Annotated in this window: 20 protein-coding genes and 1 pseudogene; 14 read left to right on the forward strand and 7 right to left on the reverse strand. The window is 31.9% G+C overall.

Annotated features, from left to right (window positions below):
• The first annotated feature begins 143 nt into the window (after positions 1 to 143).
• The 3 genes from ABGB03_RS07010 to ABGB03_RS07020 all read left to right on the forward strand — a co-directional run bounded on the left by ABGB03_RS07010 (position 144) and on the right by ABGB03_RS07020 (position 4,713).
• Positions 144 to 2,684, forward strand: a complete 2,541-nt coding sequence (locus ABGB03_RS07010; protein ID WP_347926027.1) for a DUF5916 domain-containing protein — start codon at positions 144 to 146, stop codon at positions 2,682 to 2,684.
• Between the two features lie 75 nt (positions 2,685 to 2,759).
• The gene (locus tag ABGB03_RS07015; protein WP_347926028.1) at positions 2,760 to 3,428 is read left to right on the forward strand and encodes an ABC transporter ATP-binding protein; all 669 of its coding nucleotides are present in this window, start codon (positions 2,760 to 2,762) and stop codon (positions 3,426 to 3,428) included.
• A gap of 13 nt (positions 3,429 to 3,441) precedes the next feature.
• On the forward strand, positions 3,442 to 4,713 hold the full coding sequence (locus ABGB03_RS07020) for a dicarboxylate/amino acid:cation symporter (RefSeq protein WP_347926030.1): 1,272 nt from the start codon (positions 3,442 to 3,444) through the stop codon (positions 4,711 to 4,713).
• Positions 4,714 to 4,777: 64 nt separating this feature from the next.
• Here ABGB03_RS07020 and ABGB03_RS07025 read toward each other — a convergent pair whose 3' ends face one another.
• Together ABGB03_RS07025 and ABGB03_RS07030 are read right to left on the reverse strand one after the other, a co-directional pair.
• Positions 4,778 to 6,409: a serine hydrolase gene (locus tag ABGB03_RS07025; protein WP_347926031.1), complete on the reverse strand. Its 1,632-nt coding sequence runs from the start codon at positions 6,407 to 6,409 to the stop codon at positions 4,778 to 4,780.
• A 64-nt stretch (positions 6,410 to 6,473) separates the two neighbouring features.
• The gene (locus tag ABGB03_RS07030) at positions 6,474 to 7,277 is read right to left on the reverse strand and encodes a helix-turn-helix transcriptional regulator (RefSeq protein WP_347926033.1); all 804 of its coding nucleotides are present in this window, start codon (positions 7,275 to 7,277) and stop codon (positions 6,474 to 6,476) included.
• A gap of 240 nt (positions 7,278 to 7,517) precedes the next feature.
• Between ABGB03_RS07030 and ABGB03_RS07035 the strand changes: the two genes are divergently transcribed.
• From ABGB03_RS07035 to ABGB03_RS07045, 3 genes are all read left to right on the forward strand, one after another.
• A complete protein-coding gene (locus ABGB03_RS07035; RefSeq protein WP_347926035.1) occupies positions 7,518 to 8,240 on the forward strand; it encodes a TIGR02757 family protein in 723 nt (240 codons plus the stop codon).
• A 92-nt stretch (positions 8,241 to 8,332) separates the two neighbouring features.
• Entirely contained in the window at positions 8,333 to 9,823 is a 1,491-nt protein-coding gene (locus tag ABGB03_RS07040; protein ID WP_347926036.1) for a carboxypeptidase, read from the forward strand.
• 3 nt (positions 9,824 to 9,826) lie between these two features.
• Complete coding sequence (locus tag ABGB03_RS07045; protein WP_347926038.1) at positions 9,827 to 11,047, forward strand: hypothetical protein; 1,221 nt, start codon at positions 9,827 to 9,829, stop codon at positions 11,045 to 11,047.
• A 223-nt stretch (positions 11,048 to 11,270) separates the two neighbouring features.
• Here ABGB03_RS07045 and ABGB03_RS07050 read toward each other — a convergent pair whose 3' ends face one another.
• The gene (locus ABGB03_RS07050) at positions 11,271 to 13,157 is read right to left on the reverse strand and encodes a peptidase M61 (protein WP_347926040.1); all 1,887 of its coding nucleotides are present in this window, start codon (positions 13,155 to 13,157) and stop codon (positions 11,271 to 11,273) included.
• Between the two features lie 101 nt (positions 13,158 to 13,258).
• Here ABGB03_RS07050 and ABGB03_RS07055 point away from each other — a divergent pair, with 101 nt between their 5' ends.
• The 5 genes from ABGB03_RS07055 (at position 13,259) to ABGB03_RS07075 (ending at position 18,486) form a co-directional block, all read left to right on the forward strand.
• Positions 13,259 to 14,266 carry a glycosyltransferase family 2 protein gene (locus ABGB03_RS07055; RefSeq protein ID WP_347926042.1) on the forward strand — a complete coding sequence of 336 codons (1,008 nt, stop codon included), beginning with the start codon at positions 13,259 to 13,261 and terminating at the stop codon, positions 14,264 to 14,266.
• 77 nt (positions 14,267 to 14,343) lie between these two features.
• A complete protein-coding gene (locus ABGB03_RS07060; protein ID WP_347926044.1) occupies positions 14,344 to 16,239 on the forward strand; it encodes a BatA domain-containing protein in 1,896 nt (631 codons plus the stop codon).
• Positions 16,236 to 17,486, forward strand: coding sequence for a dihydroorotase (locus ABGB03_RS07065; protein ID WP_347926045.1), 1,251 nt, complete (start codon positions 16,236 to 16,238; stop codon positions 17,484 to 17,486). Before ABGB03_RS07060 ends, ABGB03_RS07065 begins: the two co-directional genes overlap by 4 nt.
• 10 nt (positions 17,487 to 17,496) lie before the next feature.
• The gene (locus ABGB03_RS07070; RefSeq protein WP_347926047.1) at positions 17,497 to 17,829 is read left to right on the forward strand and encodes a hypothetical protein; all 333 of its coding nucleotides are present in this window, start codon (positions 17,497 to 17,499) and stop codon (positions 17,827 to 17,829) included.
• Entirely contained in the window at positions 17,830 to 18,486 is a 657-nt protein-coding gene (locus ABGB03_RS07075; protein WP_347926048.1) for an alpha/beta fold hydrolase, read from the forward strand. It abuts the gene before it with no gap.
• Here the strand turns inward: ABGB03_RS07075 and ABGB03_RS07080 are convergent.
• Positions 18,483 to 18,989: a hydrolase gene (locus ABGB03_RS07080; RefSeq protein ID WP_347926050.1), complete on the reverse strand. Its 507-nt coding sequence runs from the start codon at positions 18,987 to 18,989 to the stop codon at positions 18,483 to 18,485. The genes ABGB03_RS07075 and ABGB03_RS07080 overlap by 4 nt on opposite strands.
• Positions 18,990 to 18,998: 9 nt before the next feature.
• On the reverse strand, positions 18,999 to 19,760 hold the full coding sequence (locus ABGB03_RS07085; protein WP_347926051.1) for an MBL fold metallo-hydrolase: 762 nt from the start codon (positions 19,758 to 19,760) through the stop codon (positions 18,999 to 19,001).
• A 94-nt stretch (positions 19,761 to 19,854) separates the two neighbouring features.
• On the opposite strand from ABGB03_RS07085, the pseudogene ABGB03_RS07090 reads away from it, so the two are divergent.
• Positions 19,855 to 21,325, forward strand: a pseudogene (locus tag ABGB03_RS07090) (TonB-dependent receptor).
• A 30-nt stretch (positions 21,326 to 21,355) separates the two neighbouring features.
• On the opposite strand, the gene bcp reads toward ABGB03_RS07090, so the two are convergent.
• Positions 21,356 to 21,811, reverse strand: a complete 456-nt coding sequence (gene bcp, locus ABGB03_RS07095) for a thioredoxin-dependent thiol peroxidase (RefSeq protein ID WP_347926052.1) — start codon at positions 21,809 to 21,811, stop codon at positions 21,356 to 21,358.
• A gap of 34 nt (positions 21,812 to 21,845) precedes the next feature.
• Between bcp and nth the strand changes: the two genes are divergently transcribed.
• On the forward strand, positions 21,846 to 22,505 hold the full coding sequence (gene nth, locus ABGB03_RS07100; RefSeq protein WP_347926054.1) for an endonuclease III: 660 nt from the start codon (positions 21,846 to 21,848) through the stop codon (positions 22,503 to 22,505).
• 232 nt (positions 22,506 to 22,737) lie between these two features.
• Here nth and ABGB03_RS07105 read toward each other — a convergent pair whose 3' ends face one another.
• Positions 22,738 to 23,322: a sigma-70 family RNA polymerase sigma factor gene (locus ABGB03_RS07105; RefSeq protein ID WP_347926055.1), complete on the reverse strand. Its 585-nt coding sequence runs from the start codon at positions 23,320 to 23,322 to the stop codon at positions 22,738 to 22,740.
• 232 nt (positions 23,323 to 23,554) lie between these two features.
• On the opposite strand from ABGB03_RS07105, the gene uvrA reads away from it, so the two are divergent.
• Positions 23,555 to 26,347, forward strand: coding sequence for an excinuclease ABC subunit UvrA (gene uvrA / locus ABGB03_RS07110; RefSeq protein WP_347926057.1), 2,793 nt, complete (start codon positions 23,555 to 23,557; stop codon positions 26,345 to 26,347).
• Positions 26,348 to 26,521 lie beyond the last annotated feature (174 nt).

Genomic DNA, 26,521 nt, shown 5'->3' on the forward strand with positions numbered 1-26,521 from the left:
CCTGTCATTTTCTTATGGCAGGTCTTTTTTTAACATTTACTTAGTACAATACTTATGATAGTAAATGTAGTTTTGAAGAAATTTTGCATTTTTAAGAATTTAAATGTGCAAAAAAACTAAACTATACTAATCATCATTAAGAAATGAAAAGAGCACTCTTCTTTTTATCTATTTTCTGTTGTGTCCATTTAGCAACTGCGCAAGAGAAAAAAACATTAAACATTACAAAAACTACTGTAGTCCCAAAAATTGATGGCGTATTAGACGACCCTATTTGGAGTACTGTTGAAATTGCAACCGATTTTGTTCAATACGACCCAGAAATGGGAGTAAAAGCATCAGAAAACAAAAAAACCGAAGTAAGAGTTACCTATAATGACCAAGCAATTTTTATTGCAGCTTACTTACATGACAATCCTGAAGATGTTTTTAAAGTCTTTTCACCTAGAGACGATTTTGGTCAAGCTGATTATTTTGGAGTAACATTTAATCCAAATAATGATGCCCAAAACGATATAAAATTTTATGTAATGAGCTCAGGGACTCAAGCTGATATTGTAGGAGGTTCTAGTGGACGAAGAGGTGGAGGACCAGGACCTAGAGGAGATAGAGGTTGGAATGCTGTTTGGGATAGTGCTGTAAAGCATGTAGACGATGGTTGGATTGTAGAAATGAAAATTCCTTACGCAGCTCTTCGTTTTTCAAATCAAGAAGACCCAGTTTGGGGAATTCAATTTTATAGAAAATATAGAAAAGATGGCCTTGATTATAGTTGGAGCCCAATAGATAGAACAGTTGGAAGTCAAGGAATTTATGATGGCGAACTTAGAGGTTTAAAAAATATAACCCCGCCTACTCGATTAAGCTTTTACCCTTTTGCGTCACATACTGTAGTTACGCAAAGTAATGAAACTGTTAGCAGTACAGGTTTTGGAATGGATGTAAAATATGGAATTACTGAAAGTTTCACATTAGACGTAACCTTAATTCCAGATTTTAGTCAAGCAGCTTTCGATAAGGTAGAATTAAATTTAGGACCTTTTGAACAGAGATTTGATGAGCAACGACAGTTTTTTAAAGAGGGTGTTAATCTGTTTAGTAAAGGCGATTTATTCTACTCTAGAAGAATCGGTAATGCTCCAGTTGGACGTTATGACATCTATGACGATTTAGTTGATGAGATAGATGAAGTTGAAGAAGTAGTAGATAATCCTAGTAGCGTAAAAATGCTGAATGCTATAAAGGTTTCAGGTAGAAATAAAAACGGTTTGGGTATTGGTGTTTTTAATGCTATCACTGAGAAAACAAGTGCTAGAATAAAGAATACAAAATACGATCTTGATATAAATGATGAGAAAATTGACTCTACAATAACCTATAGAGAACAAACCACAGAACCTTTTACGAATTATAATATTATAGTTTTAGACCAACAGTTTAATCAAAACTCTTCTGTAAGCTTTGTAAACACTAATGTTACTAGAGAAGGGCATTTTAGAGATGCAAACGCATCAGCCCTATTATTTAGTTTAAATGATAAAACCAATACTTACAGGGTTAGCGGTCAAGGTAAAATGAGTCGTCTTAATTTAGTAGGTGATAATTCTACTGGTTTTGATGCAGGTTTTGAAATTGGAAAAGTGAGTGGAACATATCAATATGGTTTAGAAGGTAGCATTAGAGATGATAAATATGATGTAAATGATTTAGGGTTTGGTGTTAGAAATAATTTTAAAAACCTACAGGGTAAATTCAGTTATCAAATATTTGAGCCTTTCGGAATTTTTAACAGTTTTTCTATAAGAACAGAAAGCGAATTTAACTGGAGGCATAGTAATAATGATTTTACTGGTAATAGAACGAGTTTTAATGTAAATGCCAGAACAAAAAGCCTTATGTTTATAGGTGGAAACATTACCTTGATGCTAGGTGAACAACGTGATTATTTCGAACCTAGAGACCAAGAAAACGATCGCTTTTTCTCATTTAAAAATTGGGTTCAAGGCAGGATGTACTTTTTTACCAATAGTAACAAAGCGCTTTCTGCAAGTGGAAATTTAAACTATGGTAAATTATTTCAAAAAGATTTAGATATACGTGAATACGGTATTAGATTTGGTCCCGAATTTCGTTTTAGCGACAAATTAACCATAGAGTATGATCTTGAATATCAAAGAAAAATAAACGATAGAGGTTATGTTAGTAACATTAATGATGGTGAAATTATTTTTGGACAAAGAGATGTAAAAACTGTTGAAAACTCTATTTCTGGTTCTTTAAACTTTAATTCATTAAACTCTATAACATTGTCCTTTAGAAATTACTGGTCCACAGCTACTTATGATGATAGTCTTTATACTTTACTTGAAGATGGCGATTTAACAACTAGTACAGGGCATACTATTACCAATCTAGATCTTAATCCTCATAGAAACTTTAACATCTGGAACCTAGATCTTAGCTACGAATGGCAATTTGCTCCAGGAAGTCAGTTAGTAGCTTTATATAGAAACCAGTTGTTCAATTCATCTTCAGCATCTAAAGATTCTTTTAGGGATAGTTTAAAAGATTTATTTGATCAGGATATTCAGCATACATTTTCTGTAAAAATGGTGTACTTCTTAGATTATAATTCATTAAAAGGAGTTTTCAAGAAAAAAGACTCAGCAATTGGAGCTCCATAAGGAAAAATCAATAATGTTTAAAAATTATAAAAAGGTTAGATATCAATTCTTTATTTTTACTTTAGAACAAATTATATGATTAAAGTAAAAAACATTCATAAATACTATGATGATTTACACGTATTAAAAGGTGTAGACTTAAGTATTAATCAAGGTGAAATTGTCTCTATAGTTGGTGCATCTGGTGCAGGAAAAACTACATTACTGCAAATTTTGGGAACTTTGGACGAACCATCAAAAAAAGAACCTCACGAATTATTTATAGACAATACATCAATTACAAATCTTAAAGAGAAGGAATTGGCAAAGTTTAGAAATGAGCATTTAGGCTTCATTTTTCAATTTCATCAATTACTACCAGAATTTACGGCTTTAGAGAATGTGTGTATTCCTGCATTTATAAAAGGAACTCCAAAAAAAGATGCTGAAAACAAAGCCAAAGAGCTTCTTGAGTTTTTAGGTCTTTCTTATAGAGTTGACCACAAACCCAATGAATTATCAGGTGGCGAACAACAACGTGTGGCTGTTGCTAGAGCATTAATAAATAATCCAAAAATTATTTTTGCAGATGAACCTTCGGGTAATTTAGATAGCGAATCTGCAGAAAACCTTCATAATCTATTTTTTAAACTTCGTGACCAATTTGGTCAAACCTTTGTTATTGTAACCCATAATCAAGAATTGGCAAATATGGCAGATAGAAAGCTTGTAATGGTCGACGGCAAAATGGTAAATAACACTTAGTAACATACATTATATGAAAAAAATGGCATTGCATTGGAAGATTCTATTAGGAATGCTATTGGGTGTTGTTATTGGTCTAATTGCTATTCAATTTTCTTGGGGGCAAGGTTTTGTCACCGATTGGATAAAGCCCTTAGGACAAATTTTTATAAGCCTTTTAAAACTTATAGCTGTACCACTAGTTATTGTATCGCTTTCAAAAGGAATTACAGATTTTAAAGATTTATCCGATTTATCAAAAATTGGAGGTAGAACCATTGGTTTTTATTTGTTCACTACAGTTTTAGCTGTTATTTTAGGGTTGTCTTTGGTTAATGCTTTTGCTCCTGGTTCTAATGTAAATCCAGATGCCTTAATAAATCTGTCTGAAGGGTTTACTGCAAGTATGAGCGATAAAATTGCCTCAGCTGATATTGGAAATAAAGGGCCTTTAAGTTTCTTTGTTGAGCTTGTGCCTCAAAATATGTTTAATGCATTTACAAACAATGCAAGCATGTTGCAAGTTATTTTTGTGACCATCTTTTTTAGTATATGTATGCTTTTAATTCCGAGTAAACATGCCAAACCAGTAAAAAAGTTGATTGATTCAATAAATAAAATCATGCTTAAAATGGTGGATGTTATCATGCTTACTGCTCCTTACGCAGTTGCTGCTTTAATAGCGACGCTTATCGCAGAAACTACCAATGCCGAATTATTTATTGCTTTATTAAGATATGCTGCTTTACTCCTATTTGGCATGTTGTTATTGATTGGTGTGTATGTGTTACTAATTATGCTATACGCCAAAAAATCACCTAAATACTTTTTAAAGGGCATATTACCAGCGCAACTTACGGCATTGACTACAAGTTCTAGTATGGCAACATTACCAGTAACCATGAAATGTGTTGAAGAAAATTTAGGCGTTGAACAAGAAATAAGCAGTTTTGTATGTCCTGTTGGCGCTACCATAAATATGGATGCTACAAGTTTAATGCAAGCGATTGCGGCTGTTTTTGTATGTCAAGTTTTGGGCCATGATTTAACTTTAACCGACCAATTAACTATTGTACTAACGGCAACGCTCGCATCTATTGGCGCAGCAGCAACACCAAGTGCAGGTATTATTATGTTAGTGATTGTTTTAGAATCTGTTGGTTTTCCTTCTGAAAAGTTAGCTGTGGCTTTAGCTATGATTATGTCAGTTGATAGACCTTTAGATATGGCTCGAACGGTTGTGAATATTTCTGGTGATAGCTGTGTTGCTGTTCTTGTAGCTAAGTCTTTGAAGAAACTTAAGTAGTTTCTTCAAAATTAAACGACATTTACCTATTAGTATTCATACTCTAAGACATTTATTATTAGTTTTATTTTTTAGCAAACACAGCAGGTAAAATATATTCTGTCATCATTTTGTCTGCATCGGTATGTGCATATGGTCTACCATAATTAGAGCTAGTAATAACTACTACAAAAGGAATATCTTTAAAGACAAAGATTTTATTACCTCCATTACCAGTACAAAAAGATACTTCGTAGTCTTTACCATTTACTCTATACACTTTATTCCAGAAAAGGTAACCATAATATCCGTTTTCTATTCCAGCATAAGCTTGCGATACTTGTTTAGCTAAGCTTTTTTCTACCCATGCTTCAGGTAGTATTTGTTTTCCGTTCCATTTGCCTTTGTTTTTATAGAGTTGCCCATATTTAGCAAAGTCTAGAGCTCTTAGTTGAATACCTCCAGCTGTATTACCAACACCTTGTGGTGTATATTGCCATCTATAATTCGTGATTCCTAATGGTGCAAACAACTTTTTATCGGCATAAGATTCGAGGCCTCCTGGTACAGATTTATGGATAATATCTCCCAAAACAACGACTCCAGCTGTAAAATAAGTATAGTCTTTATTCATCTTTTTATTTTTATCTATAGGCAAGTCTAAAGCGAATTTTACCCAATCATCAGTAGGATACATATATTCTTCATTCCCTGGGTTGCTCATATCTGAATCGTCACCAATCATTCCAGAACTCATAGTTAGTAGCGCTTTTAAAGTAATCTCTTCTTTCTCTGGACTATAGTTTTTGAATTTTTTAAGATCATAAAAATCTTTTAATTGTTGATTCTCATCTTTTATATACTTTTCTTCTATGGCAATTCCCATGACAGTAGAAGCAATTGTTTTACCAACAGACCTTGGGTTGTGCAATGTATCTCTTCCTTCTCCATTAAAGTATTCTTCTATAAGTAGTTTACCCTCTTTTATCACAACGATACCATCAATATTTTCAAACCTCTTTTGAGAAATCTTTTTGTTAAGCGCTTCTATTTTTGCTGTATCGTAATAATCGTTGGAGAGTATCCATCCACTATTGGGTTGTATAGGTTGTACTGGCACTTCATGAGCTTTGAAAGGAGCTTCAGCTACGCTATAATTAAAGCTTCCTTTTGCTAAAAGAGAACCTGTTTGTATAGCATCAGATTTTAGATAAGTTCTTACTTCTATAGTTATTTTATGCTGATCTACTAGCAAATCTCTTCCTCCAGACATATAATAATACCTAGCCCATAAAAACCACATCCAAGAATCTTGTTGTTCTATTGAAATAAGTGGTAATTTATATAGTAATTGTTTGGTTTTTGTTTCGTATGTTCCAGCTCCTTTATTTAGGTTTTCCTTAAAGACTTCTTTGTCATTTACTAATATTGTAAATTGAAAATTTCCATTCTTTAACAACTCTTCTTCTGACATATTAGAATCTATATCTTTCAGTATTTTTACTAATGGTTTCTCTAAAGTAAATTGTAGACCTAAAAAACTATCTCGATTCATAGTAAATTCCTCTGTAAATTCTGTATAAGGATCTGGCGAAAGATAATCTTTATCTTTAGTGAATTGTATTGAGTTGTTCTCTAGTTTGGCAATATTGTTTTTTGAGTTTTTACATGAGACTACAATACTCATAAGTAGAATTGATATGATGAAATTTTTCATTGAAATTATTTTATATAAACAAAAGTCTAACTTTCAAAAAAAGGAAAATTGTATATTCTTAACATTAAGAAATAAGCCTTAAAAATTTAGTAGGCGGCACCTTATAAATAGATTTAAAATTTGATATAAAGTGACTTTGGTCATAAAACCCGCATTTGTAACAAATCTCAGTCATAGAATATTGTTTAGTTAATATTAATGCAATTGCTTTATTCAATTTAAGTTGTCGAATATATTGCCCTAGCGTAGATCCAAAATACTTATGAAACTCTCTTGATAAATGTACTGGATGTATATTTAACTCTTTACTAAGATATGAAAGTGAGTAATCTACTTCAGTGTCTATAATAAGCTCATAAAGCTTTTTTACCCAATTCGGTTTTTTTGAATTTGCCTCCAATTGCACATTCTTCATTTTATTAAAAATATCAAGAATTAGCAACTCAATACTAGATAGACTATGACTGTCATTTATTTTGGTTTCTAAATATACCTTATTCATTAAACACTTAATGAATGGATTTTCCAAATGTAGACTTCCTTCAATATCTATTGATGAAACATCATATTCTTTTAACCATTTTTTTTCAAGCTCTAAATGGAATCCGCCTGCTTCTTTTGAATGTTTTTCTCCATAATGAATTTCTTGCCAATTAGTGAACATCAAGTTCCCTGGACTAAGTAGTGTTTTATTTTTTTTGTTTACATCTATCATGTTTCCATACAAAACAAACATAAAATATGGGTTTTCGTGATAATGCCAAGGAGTTCTATCTTCATTGTAATCATACTTAGTCAATAATATATCATTAAATGACATCTCTGAGTTTAAGCTACCATAATATTTACCTTTACTTGAAATTTCCATTTTTAACGCTCCGTTCTTTAACTAAGACGATAGTTACACCAAGATTGTTACTCTAAATCGATATATTGTTAAACGTGGTTTATTAGTATATGTAATTATACTTAGTGAGGATCGTTTTTATACTTATAATAGGTAATAAGTGAAGTTATATTTTTATTTTAGTCTTTTAATACTAATACTACATAAGTTATTCCATTTTTAAACACGATAGAACTTAAAGATTTTCTAGACTCGAAAGTTGTGCAATACAATAACCAAAAGTTTATTGAGAGCGACCCTATTCAAATTCCGCATCACTTTAGTAAAAAAGAAGATATTGAAATCGCTGGTTTTCTAACAGCTACCATTGCTTGGGGAAATAGAAAAAGTATCATCAACAATGCACAGCGAATGATGCAGTTGTTAGATAATGTTCCTCACGATTTTATAATCAATCATCAAGACAGTGACTTAGAAGCTTTTAAACCATTTGTACATCGCACATTCAACGGAAACGATTTTATACAATTCATTAAAAGTTTACAACATATTTACAATAAGCATGATGGTTTAGAAAATGTGTTTTTAAAATATACCAAGCAAGATTCCTTGCAAACATCTATTCATCATTTTAAAAAGCTTTTCTTTGAGATTGAACATTTACCTCGAACACAAAAGCATATTAGCGACCCTTTAAAAAATTCAGCAGCAAAGCGTATTAATATGTTTTTACGATGGATGGTTAGACAAGATAACGCAAGCGTTGACTTTGGTATTTGGAAGACCCTCTCTCCTAGTCAACTCTCTTGTCCTCTAGATGTGCATTCAGGCAATGTCGCACGTAAATTAGGATTACTCCATAGAAAGCAAAACGATGCTAAAGCATTAAACGAGTTAGATAGTTCACTAAGAATATTGGATAGCAAAGATCCTGTAAAGTACGATTTTGCCCTTTTTGGACTAGGTGTATTTGAAGGTTTCTAATAGTTAATAACAATTAATAATTATTTATTACAATTACCAGTAAAATAGTACTTTAGTAATATTCAAAATAAACCAACTAAATTTTTTGATTCATGAAAAAAATAATTACGCTTTTATGCATTGTGGCAATCACAACATCGTTTGCTCAAAGTAGAACAATTCCAGTAGACACTTTAGTAAAAACAACCCATAACACAACTATAAAAGGTGTGAGTATGTCTTATACAGCCGAAACTGGTACACAACCAGTTTGGGATGCTAATGGAGACCCAGTCGCAACATTATTTTACACCTACTATACTAGAAATAATATAAAAAACAGAGCTTCTAGACCACTAATCATTTCTTTTAATGGTGGTCCAGGGTCAGCTTCGGTTTGGATGCATGTAGCATATACAGGTCCAAGAATTCTAAATATTGATGATGAAGGCTATCCTGTACAACCTTACGGATTTAAAAGTAATCCTAACTCCATTTTAGATGTGGCAGATATTGTATTTGTAAACCCTGTAAATACAGGTTATTCTAGAATGGTTCCAGGAAAAGATGGAAAAATGCCTGATAGAAAACAATTTTTCGGAATTAATGAAGACATCAAATACTTAGCCGAATGGGTAAATACTTTTGTGTCTCGAAAAAACCGTTGGGAATCTCCAAAATATATTATTGGAGAGAGTTATGGAGGCACTCGTGTTATGGGATTAGCAAACCAGTTGCAAGGGAGCCAATGGATGTATTTAAATGGCGTGATTTTAGTATCCCCAGCGGATTATAATGCTTATAATACTGATGGTCAACCTGAATATTCAGCTTTAGACTTACCTTATAAAGCTGCTGCTGCATGGTATCACAAAATGTTACCTCCTACTTTGCAAAACAAAGATTTAACAGACATGCTGCCAGAAGTTGAGAGTTATGCTATTAATACATTAATGCCAGCAATTGCGAAAGGAGGGTTTATAAGTGATGATGAACGCAATAGTGTTGCTGAGAAAATGTCGCAATACACTGGTTTAAGTAAAAAAGCGATTTTGCAACACAATTTAGTAGTGCCAAATAATTTTTTCTGGAAAGAATTATTACGAGATAAAACTGGACAAACCATAGGTCGTTTAGATTCACGCTATTTAGGTATTGATAGAATGCAAGCAGGAATGAGTCCAGATTATAGTGCCGAATTAACATCTTGGTTACATTCGTTTACGCCAGCAATTAACCATTATATAAAAAATGAACTGAATTTCGACACAGATGTTAAGTATAATATGTTTGGCCCTGTGCATCCTTGGAATAATGATAATAACAATACCAGAGACAATTTACGTAAAGCAATGGCAACAAACCCTTATTTACATGTATTAAACCAATCTGGTTATTACGATGGTGCTACTACGTATTTTACAGCAAAATACACCTTATCACAAATTGACCCAAGTGGAAAATTAAAAGATCGCATGAGTTTTAAAGGTTATAGAAGTGGTCACATGATGTACCTTAGAAAGGAAGATTTAATTAAAGCCAATGAAGATATAAGAGAGTTTATTAAAAAATCTTCTGCTAATGGTAAATCAGCTAAATATTAATATATGAAACATCAAATTCTATTTAGTGCTTTATTGTTAACCCTTTTTTCTTGTGATACAAAGTTAGGAGAGGTAGTTACTTATGTTACTGCTCCTAATAGTTTAAATGGTTCAGAGTCTAGTTTGCATAAATCTGATGATGGTACTATTTACATAAGTTGGATAGAAACTGGTACTGATAATTCTAGTAAACTCTTACTATCAAAATTGGGCAACAATAATACTTGGTCTGAAACACAAATCATTGCAACTGGTAATAACTGGTTTTTAAATTGGGCTGACTTTCCTTCTGTAGTATCCTTTGGAAATAATCTAGCAGCACATTATTTGGAAAAAAGTGCTAGTGATACATATGCTTATGATGTTAAACTCGCCATATCCAATAATGATGGTAATAGTTGGAGTACTGCTATAACACCTCATACTGATAGCACAAATACCGAACATGGTTTTGTTAGCAAAGTTGCTATGAATGATGATTCATTTTTGTCGGTTTGGTTGGATGGTCGCCAAATGGCTTACGCAGAACAAGACTCCAGTATTGCAAAACAAATGACGCTTCGAGGAGCTGTTTTTGATAGCAACGGAAAAATTGAAAATGAATATCTGCTAGACGGTCGCGTATGTGATTGTTGTCAAACAGATGTTGCAATGAGTGAAGATGGTCCAATTGTTATTTATAGAGACCGTTCTGAAACAGAAATTAGAGATATTTATTATGTGAAACAAATTGATGGCATTTGGACTGAACCAAAAGCCATTTATAATGATAATTGGAAAATTACTGGTTGCCCTGTAAATGGACCAGCAATATCTACCAAAAAAAGTACTGTGGCTGTGGCTTGGTTTACCGTTGCAGATAATTTACCATCAGTAAAAGTAATATTCTCCAATGACAATGGTCAAACATTTAATGAACCTATAGAGATTGGAAATGTTGCTCCTTTAGGTCGTGTAGATGTTGAAATGCTTGAGGATAATTCTGCGCTTGTAAGTTGGATGGACACTATTGAAGGTAAAACAAGTATTAAGTTGCAACGTGTTGCTAAAAATGGGAAATTAAGTAATATTATAACTTTAGCAGAATCATCAGAAAGTCGCTCGAGTGGTTTCCCAAGAATGGTTGTAAAAGACAATCTAGCGTATATCACTTGGACTAAGGTTAATGACGGAAATAAATTATCAATTGAAACTGCAATTGTAAATACAGATTTAATAGAATAAACTTTTGAATATCTATAATGAATATATTTGCTCACGTCAACCTGAACTTGTTTCAGGTTCTCATTACAAATACATTGCTCACTGCCTTATGTGATTCCGAAATAAATTCGGAATGACGCTAAAAACAATTATTAAAGAAAGAACATATATAAATTTTAATTATAGACAAAACAAAAGGGGTTGAATAAAAATTCAACCCCTTTTGTTTTAATAGTATTTAAACTTATCCTTTTAACCAAGCGTTTCTCAAGTCCACTTGCGCCTTTGTCGCATCAGGTTTTGCTTGTAGCTTATTTCCAACTGTATAACCTTGAGTTAATGCTGTTTTAATAATAATTTCCTCTCCATTTCTATCCAATTTAACTTCAATCTCTTTTCCAGGTTGCCATCCATATACTTCTTGGAAAATTGAGTTTGCATTTTGAAGTGTTACTTCTTGCCCATTTACCATTTTAATCACATCATTAGCCTTAACACCTTGTTCTGCCCAAAAGCTATTTTGTTCTGCTAAAGCAGTAAAAAAGATGGTTCCTTTTTGTCCATCACCAGATACTATTGGTGCTCCATTAATTAATAAGTAGTTTGCTTTAACTTTAGATTCAGCAACATGCAATCCTACTTTTTCAAAAAATTTATTGTAATCAATAGGTGTTGTACCAACAACGTGAGCATCAAAAAACTCTTTTAAAGAAGGATACGTCATTGCAACAATTTCATCCAGAATTTTATCATCTTCAAAAGGTTTGTTTTTACCATACTTAAGAGATAGCTCTTTCATTAATGATAAAATTCCTCTATTACCGTTGCTACCTTCACGCATTAAAATATCAATACACATACCAATTAAAGCACCTTTTTGATATACATTGTAATACTGACTAGCATATGGCTCTTCTAAAACATTTTCACTCATTTCGGTAAAACTCATTGAGTCATTCATTGCTCTAGATGTTTGTATTTTACCCATTATCTTGCTGTAAAATTCATCTTCAGACACCAAATCTTGGTCTACTTGAAATAAGCTTGCAAAATATTCTGTTACACCTTCGTACATCCATAGATGCTTAGAAAATGTAGGATTGTTATAGTCGAAATAATGAACATCTTCAGAATGCACACTTAAAGGCGTTACAATATGAAAAAATTCATGTGATACAATATCCACCATTTGTGTAGCTAAAGCTGCTTCTTGCATAGATTCAGGCATAACCACAACAGTAGATGTGTGATGCTCTAAAGCACCAAATCCTTTTGGAGATTCTGGCTTTCCTTCAGATAAGTATACATAGATATCATAACGAGGTGTTGTGTTTACATCTCCTAAGTATGCTTTTTGTCCTTGCATCATCTTATACATCGTTTCTTTCATTGATGCTGCTGAATGAACTTTGTTTGGGGAATATACGCTTAAAACAATTTTAATATCACCAACCATAAACTCTTCAACATCTAGTTTCCCATACATCATTGGATTATCAGTAATATCGAAATATCTTGGTGCCAAATAACTAGAAGTTATTGAACTACCATCAGTACTTGTTGTACTTCCAGCTTGTTGTAATGCTGACGTGCGTACAAAATCAGCTGGAGCAGTAACATCTAATGTATATTGATTGTTCTTTAAGGAATCAAAATAACCAATAAATCCGTGTAAGTTTAACACATAATTATCTGGCTCAACATTAGTTCCAGCTGGTGAGAATGGTGTATCACCACCTATTCCTCCTGAGGTTTCAACATCAAAAGTATCATTTACGTTATAAGTGATATAATCCAACTTTGTAGCGTCATTTATAACCCAAGTATTAGTATCACTTTTACTAAAAGTTAGTGCATTTCCATCATAATCAACTGCTTTGAAATCATCAATGTATTTCCCGAAATCACTTACTGAATAAGTTCCTTGGACTACTTTTGGCAATCTGTAAGTTACAGTTTCAGCTGTAAATCTTCCTGGATTTATAGTTACCGGAGCTTTGTCTGCAACAACTTTTGTTAAATCTATTTTTGTGACAATTGGATTGCTAATCGCTAAATCGTTTGTTTTTTTTGCAGAGCCACATCCTAGTAACAATCCACAAACACCTAACATTAGTGTGATTTTTTTCATGTATATTTTTTTATAGTGCAACAAAAATAATATTCCATTTTATATTTTATAGTAAATCATTGTTAATTTGTGTTAACAGAAGAGTTTAATATCTTCGCCTTATGCAACAACCTCTTATTAGTATTCTAACGCCTTTTAAAAATACCTCCAAATATCTAAAAGAATGTTTAGACTCAATTATTAATCAGACCTACTCCAATTGGGAATTGTTGATTGTTGATGATGGTTCGACTGATGATAGTTACAGTATTGCTTCCATATATTCAACAAAAGATCCTAGAATTAAACTCTATAAAAATGATGGCTCTGGAATTATCGAGGCTCTGCGGTTAGCATTTCAACAAAGTTCTGGTGATTTTATTACAAGAATGGATAGTGATGATATCATGACGTTAAACAAACTTGAAGTGATGATAGATTTGTTGAGTACATATGGCAAAGGTCATCTAGCCATTGGTTTGGTTAATTATTTTTCAGAAGAAGGCATTAGTGAAGGTTATGCAAATTATGAACAATGGTTAAATAAACTCACAAGATTAGGAAGTAATTACTCTGAGATATATAAAGAATGCGTCATCCCTTCACCTTGTTGGATGGCTTTTAGAGAAGACCTTATAAAATCTGAGGCATTTATACCAAATCGTTATCCTGAGGATTACGATTTAGCGTTCAGGTTTTATAAATATGGACAGAAATGCATTCCAACTGAAGAAATGCTTCATCATTGGCGAGATTATCCCATTAGAACATCTAGAATACATGAGCATTATGCACAAAATCATTTTATCGATTTGAAGTTACATTACTTTTTAGAGTTGAATTATGATGCCTCAAGACCCCTAACTATTTGGGGAGCAGGACTCAAAGGAAAGACAGTAGCAAAATCATTAGCAGCTAAAAACATTCCCTTTCATTGGATTTGCGATAATCCAAAAAAAATAAACAAGCATATTTACGACCAACAACTTAAAGAGTTCAAGTATTTGGAGCACTTAAAAAATCCTCAGAGTATCATTACTGTGGCAAATAGCGATGCTCAAAAGGAAATTAGAGACTATTTACACAAACAAAATATGAAGACAATGATAGATTACTTTTTCTTCTGCTAAACGTTAAAATTCTCAGAATAGGGAACTACAAATCTCATTTCATTTTCTATCTTTACTTCTCGAAACAATACTAAATAATGCAGTTTAAACACCCAGAACTTCTTTACGCGCTTTTTTTACTGCTTATTCCAATAATTGTTCATCTTTTTCAGTTACGTCGTTTTCAAAAAGTACCATTTACTAATGTAAAATTCTTAAAAAACGTTATTACCCAAACACGTAAAAGTTCTCAACTTAAAAAGTGGTTAACGCTTGTGACACGTATGCTCCTTTTTGCTGCCATTATATTTGCGTTTTCACAACCTTATTTTTCCAATTCTACAGGATTAAATGTAAAAACAGAAACACTAGTATATTTAGACAACTCTTTTAGCATGCAAGCTAAAGGGGGTAAAGGGGAACTACTTAAGCGGAGTGTTCAAGACATTTTAAACGCATTAGATGATACAGACGAATTAACCCTTTTCACAAACGATAACACGTTTAGAAACGCAACTCGAAAAACGCTCTCTAATGAATTGCTTGAACTTAGTTATTCATCTAACCAACTAGATTACGACGCGGTAATCCTTAAAGGAGAAAAATTATTTAGTCAAGATGCGACATCAACGAAAAATCTAGTGCTTCTTTCAGATTTTCAAACAAACAACAAAGCAATTAGTGATTCTGAAAATAAGGAATATGCTTTAAATTTAGTACAGTTACAGGCAGTTACTAATAAAAATATTAGTCTGGATAGTGTATATATTTCCAAAGAAACACCTTCGAATTTTGAACTTACAGCAACCATTTCTGGAAGTGATAATTTTGATAATCTCTCTGTTGCCTTGTATAATGACGACTTGCTATTAGCAAAATCTGCAATAAATGATTCGAAAAAAGCTTTATTTACACTGCCAACAAATACTGTTATTAATGGAAAAGTCGCTATTGAAGATTCTGGTTTAAATTTTGATAACACATTATACTTCAATATTAATAACAGAGAGAAAATAAATGTGTTGACTATAAATCCATCTGAAAATAATTATTTAAAGCGCATTTTTTCAGAGAATGAATTTAATTATAGAGAGACAACTTTAGAACAATTAAATTATAATGAGATTGATGAGCAGAACTTAGTGATAGTAAATGAAGTGGCAAATATTCCTATATCACTCACAAACTCTCTAAATAGTTATAAAAGCAATGGTGGTAATATATTAATTATTCCTTCAGATGATATTTCATTAAATTCTTATAATCAATTATTTAATTATAATTCAGAAAAGAATATTGTAGAAAAAAAGATAACAACTATTAATTATTCTCATCCGCTTTTAGATCAAGTATTTGATAAGCAAATAAGTAACTTTCAGTATCCAAAAGTTAATAGTTTTTACGAATTAGGCTCAGGCTCAAGTATACTTAAATTTGAGGATGGTAAACCATTTTTAAATCAACAAGGAACTATTTTTGCATTTGCATCTGCCTTAAACACCACCAATTCTAATTTTATAAACTCTCCACTTGTTGTCCCAGTAATTTATAATATTGGAAGACAAAGTTTAAAGCTTCCAAACATTTTTTATGTTATTGGTGCCGAAAACAACTTTGATGTCAATGTTGTTCTCCAACAAGATGCTATTCTAAAATTAGAACTTGAAAACGAAGAAATCATTCCGCAACAGCGATCATATAGCAACAAAGTTGCTGTTGTTACTACAGATTTGCCAACAAATGCAGGTATTTATAATGTTAGTAACAATGGTAATATTTTAAAAAAAGTGAGCTATAATTACAACAGAAATGAAAGCAATTTACAGTACATGAATTTAACTAATTTTAAAAATGCCACTGTAACAAACTCTATTGAAGAATTATTTACCTCCATAAAAAATAAATCAAATATTAATGAGCTATGGAAATGGTTTACTATTTTTGCACTAGTCTTATTAGTTATAGAGATGCTCATATTAAAATATTTTAAATGAACGTACTTATAAAGTCTGCTACAATACTTGATCACAAAAGCGATTTTCACAATCAAACACTAGATATTTTAATTGAAAAAGGAATTATTACCAATATTTCCAAACGCATTAAAAACCCAGGTAATTACAAAGAAATTCAACTAGACAACTTACACATCTCTCAAGGATGGTTTGATAGTAGCGTATGTTTTGGAGAACCAGGTTTTGAAGAAAGAGAAACGATTGTTAATGGTTTAAAAACAGCAGCAAAGTCTGGATTTACTTCAGTACTATTAAATGCCAATACGCATCCTGTGTTAGATTCAAACTCGGACATTTCTTTTGTAAAATCAATGGCTCAAAACAATGCTGTATCCTTACATCCAATTGGAGCTTTAACCAAAGATAGTCAAGGTAAAGATTTAGCTGAATTATTCGATATGACCAATGCTGGAGCTGTAGCCTTTGGAGATTACAAAAAACCTATTAGCAACCCAAACTTAATGAAAATTGCTTTGCAATACGCTAATAGTTTTAATGGCTTGGTATGCTCTTTTCCACAAGAAAACAACATAGCTGGACATGGTGTAATGAATGAGCATGTTATAAGTACCACTATTGGACTTAAAGGAATTCCAGCACTAGCTGAAGAATTGCAAGTTGCAAGAGACTTGTTTATTTTAGAATATACTGAAGGTAAGTTGCATATTCCAACCATTTCTACTGCAAAATCGGTTGAATTGATACGAGAAGCAAAAAAGAAAAAATTGGATATTACTTGTAGCGTTGCAATACACAATCTAGTGTTTAGTGATGAAACATTAACAGGTTTTGATACTGATTTTAAAGTATCTCCTCCACTTCGTACCAAAAATGATATTGATGCTTTAATAAACGGTTTAAAAGATGGTACCATCGATATGGTAACGAGCGACCATAATCCTTTAGATATAGAGCATAAGAAATTAGAATTTGATTATGCCTTAAACGGCACTATTGGATTAGAAAGTGCTTTTGGAGCATTAAATACAATTCTTCCAACTAAAACAGTTATAAAACTATTGACTAAAGGAAAAGAACGATTTGGGATTGAAGATAGTACCATAAACATTGGAAATAAAGCTACTATAACACTTTTTAACCCAGATATTTCTTATGATTTTTCAAAAGAACATATTGTTTCTAAATCAAAAAACGCTATTTTTAAAGGATACACTCTTAAAGGAAAAGTGTATGGTATTATAGCCAACAAAAAAATAATCTTATAATTTTTAAATTATGGATAATCAAACAGTAGAAGAAGGTCGAACTATCGCGATTATTAGTTATCTGACATTATTTGGAGTCATTATTGCATTTTTTATGAATAATGAAAAGAAAAACCGTTTTGCAGCCTTTCATCTTAGGCAAGCTTTGGGTTTATGGTTAACTTTTTTTGCTTTAGGATATTTTGTTGGTCTTTTTGATAATTGGCTTATAACTATTGGGTTTTGGATTTTCTTTGGAGTATTATTCATCTTTGGATTCATGACAGCAGTTACAGGTCGTAACCAACCTACTCCAATTTTAGGAGAATTTTATCAACGTATTTTTGCAAGCTTCGGTAACTAAATGACAAGTACTAATCTTTCTTTAGAGCATATAGTAAGACCTTCGTCTTTAGCAAAAAATGCATCTTTAGTCATTATGCTTCATGGCTATGGTAGCGATGAAAATGATTTGTTTTCATTCGCTTCGGAATTACCAGAAGAACTTTTTATCATTTCTGCTAAAGCACCTTATGCGATGCAGCCCTATGGAAATGCTTGGTATGCAATAAATTTTGATGCAGAAAAGGGTAAATGGAGTGATAATGAACAAGCAAAAAAATCTAGAGATTTAATTGCTAAGTTTATTGATGAAGCTTGTGAAACTTACCCTGTAAATAAAAACAATGTTACATTATTAGGCTTTAGTCAAGGTACTATTTTAAGTTATGCAGTGGCACTCACCTATCCTGAAAAAGTTAAAAATGTAGTTGCTTTAAGCGGTTATATCAATCCAGATATTATTCCTAAAACATTTGATAAGTCTAAATTATCTAATTTAGACTTTTATTGCTCACATGGTAACGTAGACCAAGTAATTCCTGTAGAATGGTCAAGACAAATACCAAAAATTCTAGAATCGCTAGAAGTTAAGCATCAGTATGCCGAGTTTCCAGTTGGTCATGGTGTGGCACCACAAAATTTTTATGATTTTAAAACTTGGTTAGACGAACGTATCTAATAGCTTTGTGGAGGATATAAAAAGTGCTCAACCAATCTATAAGTTAGCTGTTTATCTTTAGTGATTTCATAAGTTAGGAATAATTCTCCCCAATATTTACCATCAGAAAAATCAGCAATAATCCACTTGTGATTTAAGAACTTGATGTTATTAATCATCATCTTTCCATCTGTCATCGAAACGTAAGGAACTAAAGGGTGCTCCCCTTTTACTTCATTAAGTTTATACAATTCATCCTTCAGAAATGGTATTAAAGATGTCACATCTATTCCTTCATTTTCAAAATAACTTATAGCATCTTCATTATGCTCTAAGTTAAAATACATAAGATCAAATTTTTCATCTTGAATCGTAGTCAAAGAATCTTTATAAGCTGTAATTCGTTCTTTTGCAATAGTAATGTCCTTATCATACTTTTCTATAATGCTTTTAGAATTAACGTACATAAAAAGTACTAACAACAAGGTAAACACAAATAGATATAAATAAATTTTACTTTTCATAATACTTAATTAAATAGTTAATTCTAAATTATCATACGCCAAAAAAACGTTTTTTGGCAACGATTTTTCAACAACATCATGAAAACCTAATAAAGAGCTAATATGTGTTAAATAGGCTTTTTGGGGATTTACTTTTTTAATAAATTGGAGTGCTTCTTTTAAATTAAAATGTGATTCGTGTTGTTCTTCTCTTAAAGCGTTTACAACCAATACTTCAACCCCCTTTAATTTCTCTATTTCATCTTCTTCTATAGTTTTCATATCAGTGAGATAAGCAAAGTCTTTAAATCTAAACCCAAAAACTTGCAATTTATTATGAAATCCGTTAATTGGAATAATTTCTAAATTACCTAACTCAAAAGGTTTATTTTCAATAATATTTTTTTTTACACTTGGAGCACCAGGATACTTGTTTTCAGCTTCAAAAATATAATCAAAACGCCTTTCCAGAGAGCTTAAAACCCTTTCATGAGCAAAAATAGGGATATCACCTTGTCTAAAAAAGTATGGTCTAATATCGTCTAATCCAGCTGTATGGTCGGCATGTTCGTGCGTAAATAAAATACCATCAATTCTTGACACGTTTGTACGAAGCATTTGTTGCCTAAAGTCTGGCCCACAGTCAATAACATAAGCATAATTATCCCACTCAATTAAAACAGATACACGCAAACGTTTATCCTTTATATTCTTACTTAAACAAACTGGATGGTTGCTTCCTATTACAGGAATACCTTGAGATGTTCCAGTTCCTAAAAATGTAATCTTCAAAACTGTAAATTTTATAACAAAAGTAATGTTATTTTTTTCATTACGTCTCTATATTTAATACCTTTGTGCTGCACAATAATTTGATACAATTGCTATGGAAATCACGCTAAAAGGAGACATGGATATTGAAAATATTCCTTCACTAAAGCAAAAAGCACTCCGAATAAATTTAAACGAAAATATTTATGGGACTTTTGCCGAAATTGGAGCTGGACAAGAAACAGTTAGGCAATTTTTTAGAGCTGGTGGTGCTTCCAAAACTATTGCGAAATCTATGTCTGCTTATGATAAAGATTTTAGTGATTCAATTTATGGGATTGAAAATGACAAACGTTACGTAACTGAATCAAGATTGCGCAAAATGCTTTCTCATGAAATTAAGCTTATAGAAGAGCGAATTACTAGAGATAAACATCCTAATAAAATGTTTTTTGCGTATGCAAATACAGTTACCACTATTGATTTTGCAAAAAAATTTAAAGGACACGGATGGGTTGGTATTAAATATCAAATAGATCCTGATCAAGATTATAATGAAATTATCTTGCATTTTAGGTTTAAAGAGAATGATGCACGTTTACAACAAGAAACATTAGGAAAACTTGGTACGAACCTAATCTATGGTGCCTTTTATAAGTATAATGAGCCAAAAAAATTATTACGCTATTTATATGATCATTTAGACAAGGATCAATTGGAAATTGATACTATAAACTTTTCTGGGCCAATTTTCGAAAATGTCGATAATCGCTTGATGAGTCTACAATTAGTAAAAAATGGTATGACAGATGCGGTAATGTTTGATCCAGATGGTCATAATGTATTACCAGCAAGAGTCCTTTACAAAAAGAATATTTTAGCGCTTAGAGGTAGTTTTAGACCTGTTACTAAAGTAAACATGGATATGTTTGAAAAATCTTATCAAATGTTCTTAAACGAAAACAGAGTTGATAAAAATAACACTCAAACATTATTTGAAATTACACTTTCTAATCTTCGTGCAGAAGGTGAAATTGATGAACAAGATTTTATGGATAGAGCAGATTTGCTTTGTTCATTGGGGCAAACTGTGCTAATATCTAACTTTCAAGAATATTACAAATTAGTAGAATACTTCTCACAATACACAAAAGCACGTCTTGGGTTATCAATGGGAGTGAATAACTTAGTAGATATTTTTGATGAAAAATATTACAGACATTTAAGTGGAGGTATTTTAGAAGCGTTTGGTAAGCTATTCTTTAAAGATTTAAAAGTTTACTTGTATCCCTATGGTTGACAAAGCTTCAGGCGAATTAATTACAAGTAAAAATTTAAAAGTACATCCTCGTATGAAAGAACTATATAAGTTCTTTAAATACAACGGAAAAGTTACTGATATTGAAGATTATGATCCAGAAACTTTAGATATTTTCTCTAGAGAAGTATTACAAAAAATTGCATCAGGCAAAAGAGGTTGGAGTAATATGCTACCAGAAGGAATTGCCGATTTAATAAAAGATTATAGAATGTTTGGTTTTACAAGAAAACCAATAGTCATTGGCCAGAAAAAAGTAAAAAAGTAAAAAAAGCGACTATAAAAGTCGCTTTTTTTATTATCCTTTTAGTATTTGGCTTGTGTGCTCTTTTGTTTTAACCTTGGTAATAACATCTTCAATAACACCATTTTCATTAATTACAAATGTAATACGGTGGATTCCATCAAAAGTTCGTCCCATAAATTTCTTTGGTCCCCAAACTTCAAAAGCATTAATAACAGATTTATCTTCATCTGCCAATAACGGATAAGGGAAATTATATTTATTCTTGAAGTTAGATTGTCTTTTTTCACTATCAGCACTCACACCAAGAATATCGTAACCTAAAGCCTGAAAGCGCTCGTAGTTATCTCTTAAATTGCATGCTTCAACAGTACATCCAGGAGTACTTGCCTTTGGGTAAAAAAATAACACCAATTTTTTGCCTTTATAATCATTAAGCGAAATAACATTTCCATTTTGATCTTTCGATTGAAAATCTGGAGCCTTATCTCCTATTTTTAGAGTCGTCATATTTAGTATCTTTGATTTTTACAAAGATAAGTCAATGACCAAGCAAGAAAAAGTAGATTTTGTTATAAAAACCTTAAATAAACTCTATCCAGAAATTCCTATTCCATTAGACCATAAAGACCCTTATACATTACTTATTGCAGTACTTATGTCTGCACAAAGTACCGATGTACGCGTCAATCAAATTACACCTTTGTTATTTGCTAAAGCTGATAACCCATACGATATGATAAAGCTAACTGTAGATGAAATACGAGAAATAATAAAGCCTGTAGGGTTATCTCCAATGAAAAGTAAAGGTATTCATGGATTGTCGCACATACTTATAGATAGGCATAATGGTGAAGTACCTCAAAGTTTTGAAGATCTAGAGAAATTACCAGCTGTTGGACATAAAACAGCTAGTGTCGTGATGTCTCAAGCATTTGGTGTACCAGCATTTCCTGTTGACACACATATTCACAGATTAATGTATCGTTGGAATTTAACCAATGGTAAAAATGTCGTACAAACAGAAAAAGATGCTAAAAGATTGTTCCCAAAAGAATTGTGGAACGATTTACACTTACAAATAATATGGTACGGTCGAGAGTATTCTCCTGCTAGAGGTTGGGATCTTGAAAAAGATATCATCACTAAAACTATTGGAAGAAAAACAGTAATTCAGAAATATTATGACGCAAAAAAGCCCTAATAATTAAATTAGGGCTTTTTTTCGCCAAAGTTTAGTTTAAAAGCGCTTCAAACTTTAATTCATTATGACTGATAACACTTAAAGCTTGAGAATAATTCAGAAGAAAATTAACCGTCTCTTCCTTCGGTTTTAACGTTTCAAAATGTTTTGAATCTTCAATGTAAAGTTTTGCCATCTGACTAAATTAGTTGTTAATATATTAGAGTAACGTGGCATAACTTTATTTATTGTATTAATTAGTCAAAACAATATTATGTTTATCTATAACCTTTCTTAAATTAATGAGTGCATAACGCATTCTACCTAAAGCAGTATTGATGCTAACACCAGTGTTTTCGGATATTTCCTTAAAACTCATATCATTATACATACGCATTACCAATACTTGTTTTTGGTCTTCAGGTAGTTCTTCAATTAAGCGTCTAACATCCTCTTGTACCTGCTCTTTAATAATTGTTTTTTCTGCATTTAAAGAAGTATCACTTATTACCGAAAAAATATTGAATTCTTGTCCATTGTCAAATTTTGGCATACGACTATTTTTTCTAAAATGATCAATAACCAAATTATGAGCAATACGCATTACCCAAGGAAGAAATTTTCCTTCCTCATTATACTTTCCAAGCTTTAACGTTCTAATAACTTTAATAAAAGTATCTTGAAAAACATCTTCAGTAACGTCACGGTCGTAAACCTTAGAGTAAATAAAACTGTAAATTTTTTGTTTGTGTCTGGTAATTAAAACTGATAAAGCGCTCTCGTCGCCTTTAATGTAGTTGCTTACTAATACAGCATCTGTGATAAGTTCTTTTTTCATAATCATTACTTTTTCTTGCAAAGAAGTATCTTCTCTGTTAGGGGTTAAGAATTTAAAAAAGTAATGTTATGCTATAAGCTAATAGTTTAATTTGCTGATTAATATGTTTCAAATATAACAACAATCATTCCGAAAAAACAAAAAAAAAGTGTTTTTTTCCTAAAAATTCGATGAAATATCCATTTTAAAAGCTAAGATAGAAGTGGTATCTTTGCCAGATTATCGCTAAAAAATGTCCAAAAACACAAGTATTATAAACGTAGATCCTAAGAAAAACATCATTATTAAAGGTGCAAAATTGCATAATTTAAAAAATATTGATGTAGTTATCCCAAGAAATAAATTAGTAGTAATCACTGGACTTTCGGGATCTGGAAAATCTAGTTTAGCATTTGACACCTTATATGCTGAAGGACAAAGACGTTATGTTGAAAGCTTATCGAGCTATGCACGTCAATTTTTAGGAAGACTCAATAAACCTAAGGTTGATTACATTAAAGGCATTGCTCCAGCTATTGCCATTGAACAAAAAGTGAATTCTACGAATCCACGATCAACAGTTGGAACAACTACTGAGATTTATGATTATTTAAAACTGCTATTTGCCAGAATAGGAAAAACCTATTCTCCAAAATCTGGTTCAGAAGTAAAAAAGGACACAGTTTCAGATGTAATTAATCATGTTAAATCATTTACAGAAGGCGAAAAACTATTGCTCCTTGCTCCTATTCATTTAGAAGAAGGTCGAACAATGAGCGACAAACTTAAAGTATTGTACCAACAAGGATATGCTAGAGTAAAGGTAAATAATGATGTGTTACGTATTGAGGGTTATATTCAAAAAATTAATGACAAAGATTCTATACATTTAGTAATAGATCGTGTGATAGTCAGAAATGATGAAGATTTCTTTAATCGCCTCGCCGATGCCATACAAACAGCATTTTTTGAAGGTAAAGGAGAATGCTTTGTAGAAACACTTATAGATAATAAACAACAACATTTTAGCAATAAATTTGAACTAGATGGTATTAGTTTTTTAGAACCAAATATTCATTTATTTAGTTTTAATAATCCTTATGGAGCTTGTCCAAAATGTGAAGGCTATGGAGATGTTATTGGCATCGATGAAAACCTAGTGATTCCAAATACAGGACTGTCTATTTATGAAAATGCTGTTTTTGCTTGGAGAGGTGAAAGTATGAGCTGGTATAGAGATCAATTAGTTAATAACTCACATAAGTTTAATTTTCCTATACACAAACCTTATTTCGAATTAACAGATGAGCAAAAACAACTTATTTGGACAGGAAATGAACATTTTGAAGGCTTAGACAGTTTCTTTGCTGAGCTTGAATCAAAAGCTTATAAAATTCAAAATCGTGTCATGTTATCTCGTTACAGAGGTAAAACAAAATGCAACGTATGTAATGGTAAGCGTTTGCGTCCAGAAGCAAATTATGTAAAAATTAATAATGCAACCATTACCGATTTGGTTGAAATGCCATTAAATAAACTTGTTGTCTTTTTCCAACAATTAGAGCTAAACGACTATGATACGGAAATTGCAAAGCGTTTATTAAAAGAAATATCTAATAGATTGTCATTCCTAACCAATGTTGGATTAAATTATTTAACGCTTAATAGAAAATCTAACACACTTTCTGGTGGCGAAAGTCAGCGAATTAATTTAGCAACATCGCTTGGTAGTAGTTTAGTAGGTTCTATGTATATTTTAGACGAACCAAGTATTGGCTTGCATCCTCGTGATACTGAACGATTAATTACAGTTTTAAAATCTTTACGAGATCTTGGTAATACTGTCATTGTAGTAGAACACGATGAAGACATCATGGCGGCGGCTGATGAAATTATTGATATTGGCCCTGAAGCTGGAACTCTTGGAGGGCAAGTTGTTGCCACTGGAAGTTATAATGATATATTAGACTCCGATTCTTTAACTGCGAAATACCTAAATGGTACTTATAAAATTGAAGTGCCCAAAGAGCGGAGAACCTCAAAGTATTTTGTTGATATTAAAGGTGCCAGAGAGCATAATCTAAAAAATATCGATGTCACATTCCCTCTAGGTATGCTAACAGTTGTTACTGGAGTTTCTGGAAGTGGTAAAAGTACTTTGGTTAAAAAAATACTCTATCCTTCTTTATTAAAGGAGATTGGAAGTTATGGTGATAAACCAGGAGAGTTTACTTCCATTTCTGGTAATTTTAGTAATATAAAACATATTGAGTTTGTAGACCAAAACCCTATTGGGCGTTCATCACGTTCAAATCCTGTAACATATATTAAAGCTTATGACGATATTCGTGCACTCTATTCAAAGCAAAAATTAAGTGCAATTAGAGGTTATCAAGCCAAACATTTTAGTTTTAATGTAGATGGAGGACGTTGTGAAACCTGTAAAGGTGAAGGCGAAGTGACTATAGAAATGCAGTTTATGGCAGATGTGCATTTAGAGTGTGAAACTTGCAAAGGTAAACGCTTTAAAAAAGAAGTACTAGAAGTTACTTTTGAAGGACAAACAATTGATGATATTTTAAATATGACCATCGATAATGCTATTTCATTCTTTGAAGACACTGGTCAAGCAAAAATAAAGAACAAATTGCAACCTTTACAAGATGTTGGCTTGGGTTACGTGACACTTGGTCAAAGCTCTTCTACCCTTTCTGGTGGCGAAGCACAACGTATTAAACTAGCTACCTTTTTAGGAAAAGGAAATACTAAAGAAACTGCTTTATTTATTTTTGATGAACCTACAACAGGATTGCATTTTCACGATATTAAAAAGTTACTAAAATCTTTTAATGCTCTTATAAAAAAAGGACATTCTATTATTGTTGTAGAACACAATGTAGAGCTTATTAAGTGTGCCGATTATATTATCGATCTTGGTCCTGAAGGTGGTGAAAATGGTGGGCAACTATTAGCTTCGGGGACTCCAAAAGAAGTCGCAAAAAGCAAAGCATCATTTACTGGTAAATACTTAAAAGATAAGTTATAGTACTATTCCAATTGTACACATAAAAAAGTTTACGTCAGTTCGAGTGATTTTGAGGAACGAAAAATTGTATCGAGAACTAAATGCAAGCTGAAATTCTTTTTCTCGATACAAATTTCACTAATTTCCAATCGTAAAATTCACTCGAACTGACGAATTTCATCAAAAGTCCTATGA

Origin of the sequence: Pontimicrobium sp. SW4, assembly GCF_039954625.1 — a bacterium.
In the GTDB taxonomy this organism is placed as follows: domain Bacteria; phylum Bacteroidota; class Bacteroidia; order Flavobacteriales; family Flavobacteriaceae; genus Pontimicrobium.

Excerpts from the sequence above, each read along its gene's own strand:
- ABGB03_RS07010 (WP_347926027.1), top strand. The coding sequence starts at position 144 with ATGAAAAGAGCACTCTTCTTTTTATCTATTTTCTGTTGTGTCCATTTA.
- ABGB03_RS07015 (WP_347926028.1), top strand. The coding sequence starts at position 2,760 with ATGATTAAAGTAAAAAACATTCATAAATACTATGATGATTTACACGTA.
- ABGB03_RS07020 (WP_347926030.1), top strand. The coding sequence starts at position 3,442 with ATGAAAAAAATGGCATTGCATTGGAAGATTCTATTAGGAATGCTATTG.
- ABGB03_RS07025 (WP_347926031.1), bottom strand. The coding sequence starts at position 6,409 with ATGAAAAATTTCATCATATCAATTCTACTTATGAGTATTGTAGTCTCA.
- ABGB03_RS07030 (WP_347926033.1), bottom strand. The coding sequence starts at position 7,277 with ATGGAAATTTCAAGTAAAGGTAAATATTATGGTAGCTTAAACTCAGAG.
- ABGB03_RS07040 (WP_347926036.1), top strand. The coding sequence starts at position 8,333 with ATGAAAAAAATAATTACGCTTTTATGCATTGTGGCAATCACAACATCG.
- ABGB03_RS07045 (WP_347926038.1), top strand. The coding sequence starts at position 9,827 with ATGAAACATCAAATTCTATTTAGTGCTTTATTGTTAACCCTTTTTTCT.
- ABGB03_RS07050 (WP_347926040.1), bottom strand. The coding sequence starts at position 13,157 with ATGAAAAAAATCACACTAATGTTAGGTGTTTGTGGATTGTTACTAGGA.
- ABGB03_RS07055 (WP_347926042.1), top strand. The coding sequence starts at position 13,259 with ATGCAACAACCTCTTATTAGTATTCTAACGCCTTTTAAAAATACCTCC.
- ABGB03_RS07060 (WP_347926044.1), top strand. The coding sequence starts at position 14,344 with ATGCAGTTTAAACACCCAGAACTTCTTTACGCGCTTTTTTTACTGCTT.
- ABGB03_RS07065 (WP_347926045.1), top strand. The coding sequence starts at position 16,236 with ATGAACGTACTTATAAAGTCTGCTACAATACTTGATCACAAAAGCGAT.
- ABGB03_RS07070 (WP_347926047.1), top strand. The coding sequence starts at position 17,497 with ATGGATAATCAAACAGTAGAAGAAGGTCGAACTATCGCGATTATTAGT.
- ABGB03_RS07075 (WP_347926048.1), top strand. The coding sequence starts at position 17,830 with ATGACAAGTACTAATCTTTCTTTAGAGCATATAGTAAGACCTTCGTCT.
- ABGB03_RS07080 (WP_347926050.1), bottom strand. The coding sequence starts at position 18,989 with ATGAAAAGTAAAATTTATTTATATCTATTTGTGTTTACCTTGTTGTTA.
- bcp (WP_347926052.1), bottom strand. The coding sequence starts at position 21,811 with ATGACGACTCTAAAAATAGGAGATAAGGCTCCAGATTTTCAATCGAAA.
- nth (WP_347926054.1), top strand. The coding sequence starts at position 21,846 with ATGACCAAGCAAGAAAAAGTAGATTTTGTTATAAAAACCTTAAATAAA.
- ABGB03_RS07105 (WP_347926055.1), bottom strand. The coding sequence starts at position 23,322 with ATGAAAAAAGAACTTATCACAGATGCTGTATTAGTAAGCAACTACATT.
- uvrA (WP_347926057.1), top strand. The coding sequence starts at position 23,555 with ATGTCCAAAAACACAAGTATTATAAACGTAGATCCTAAGAAAAACATC.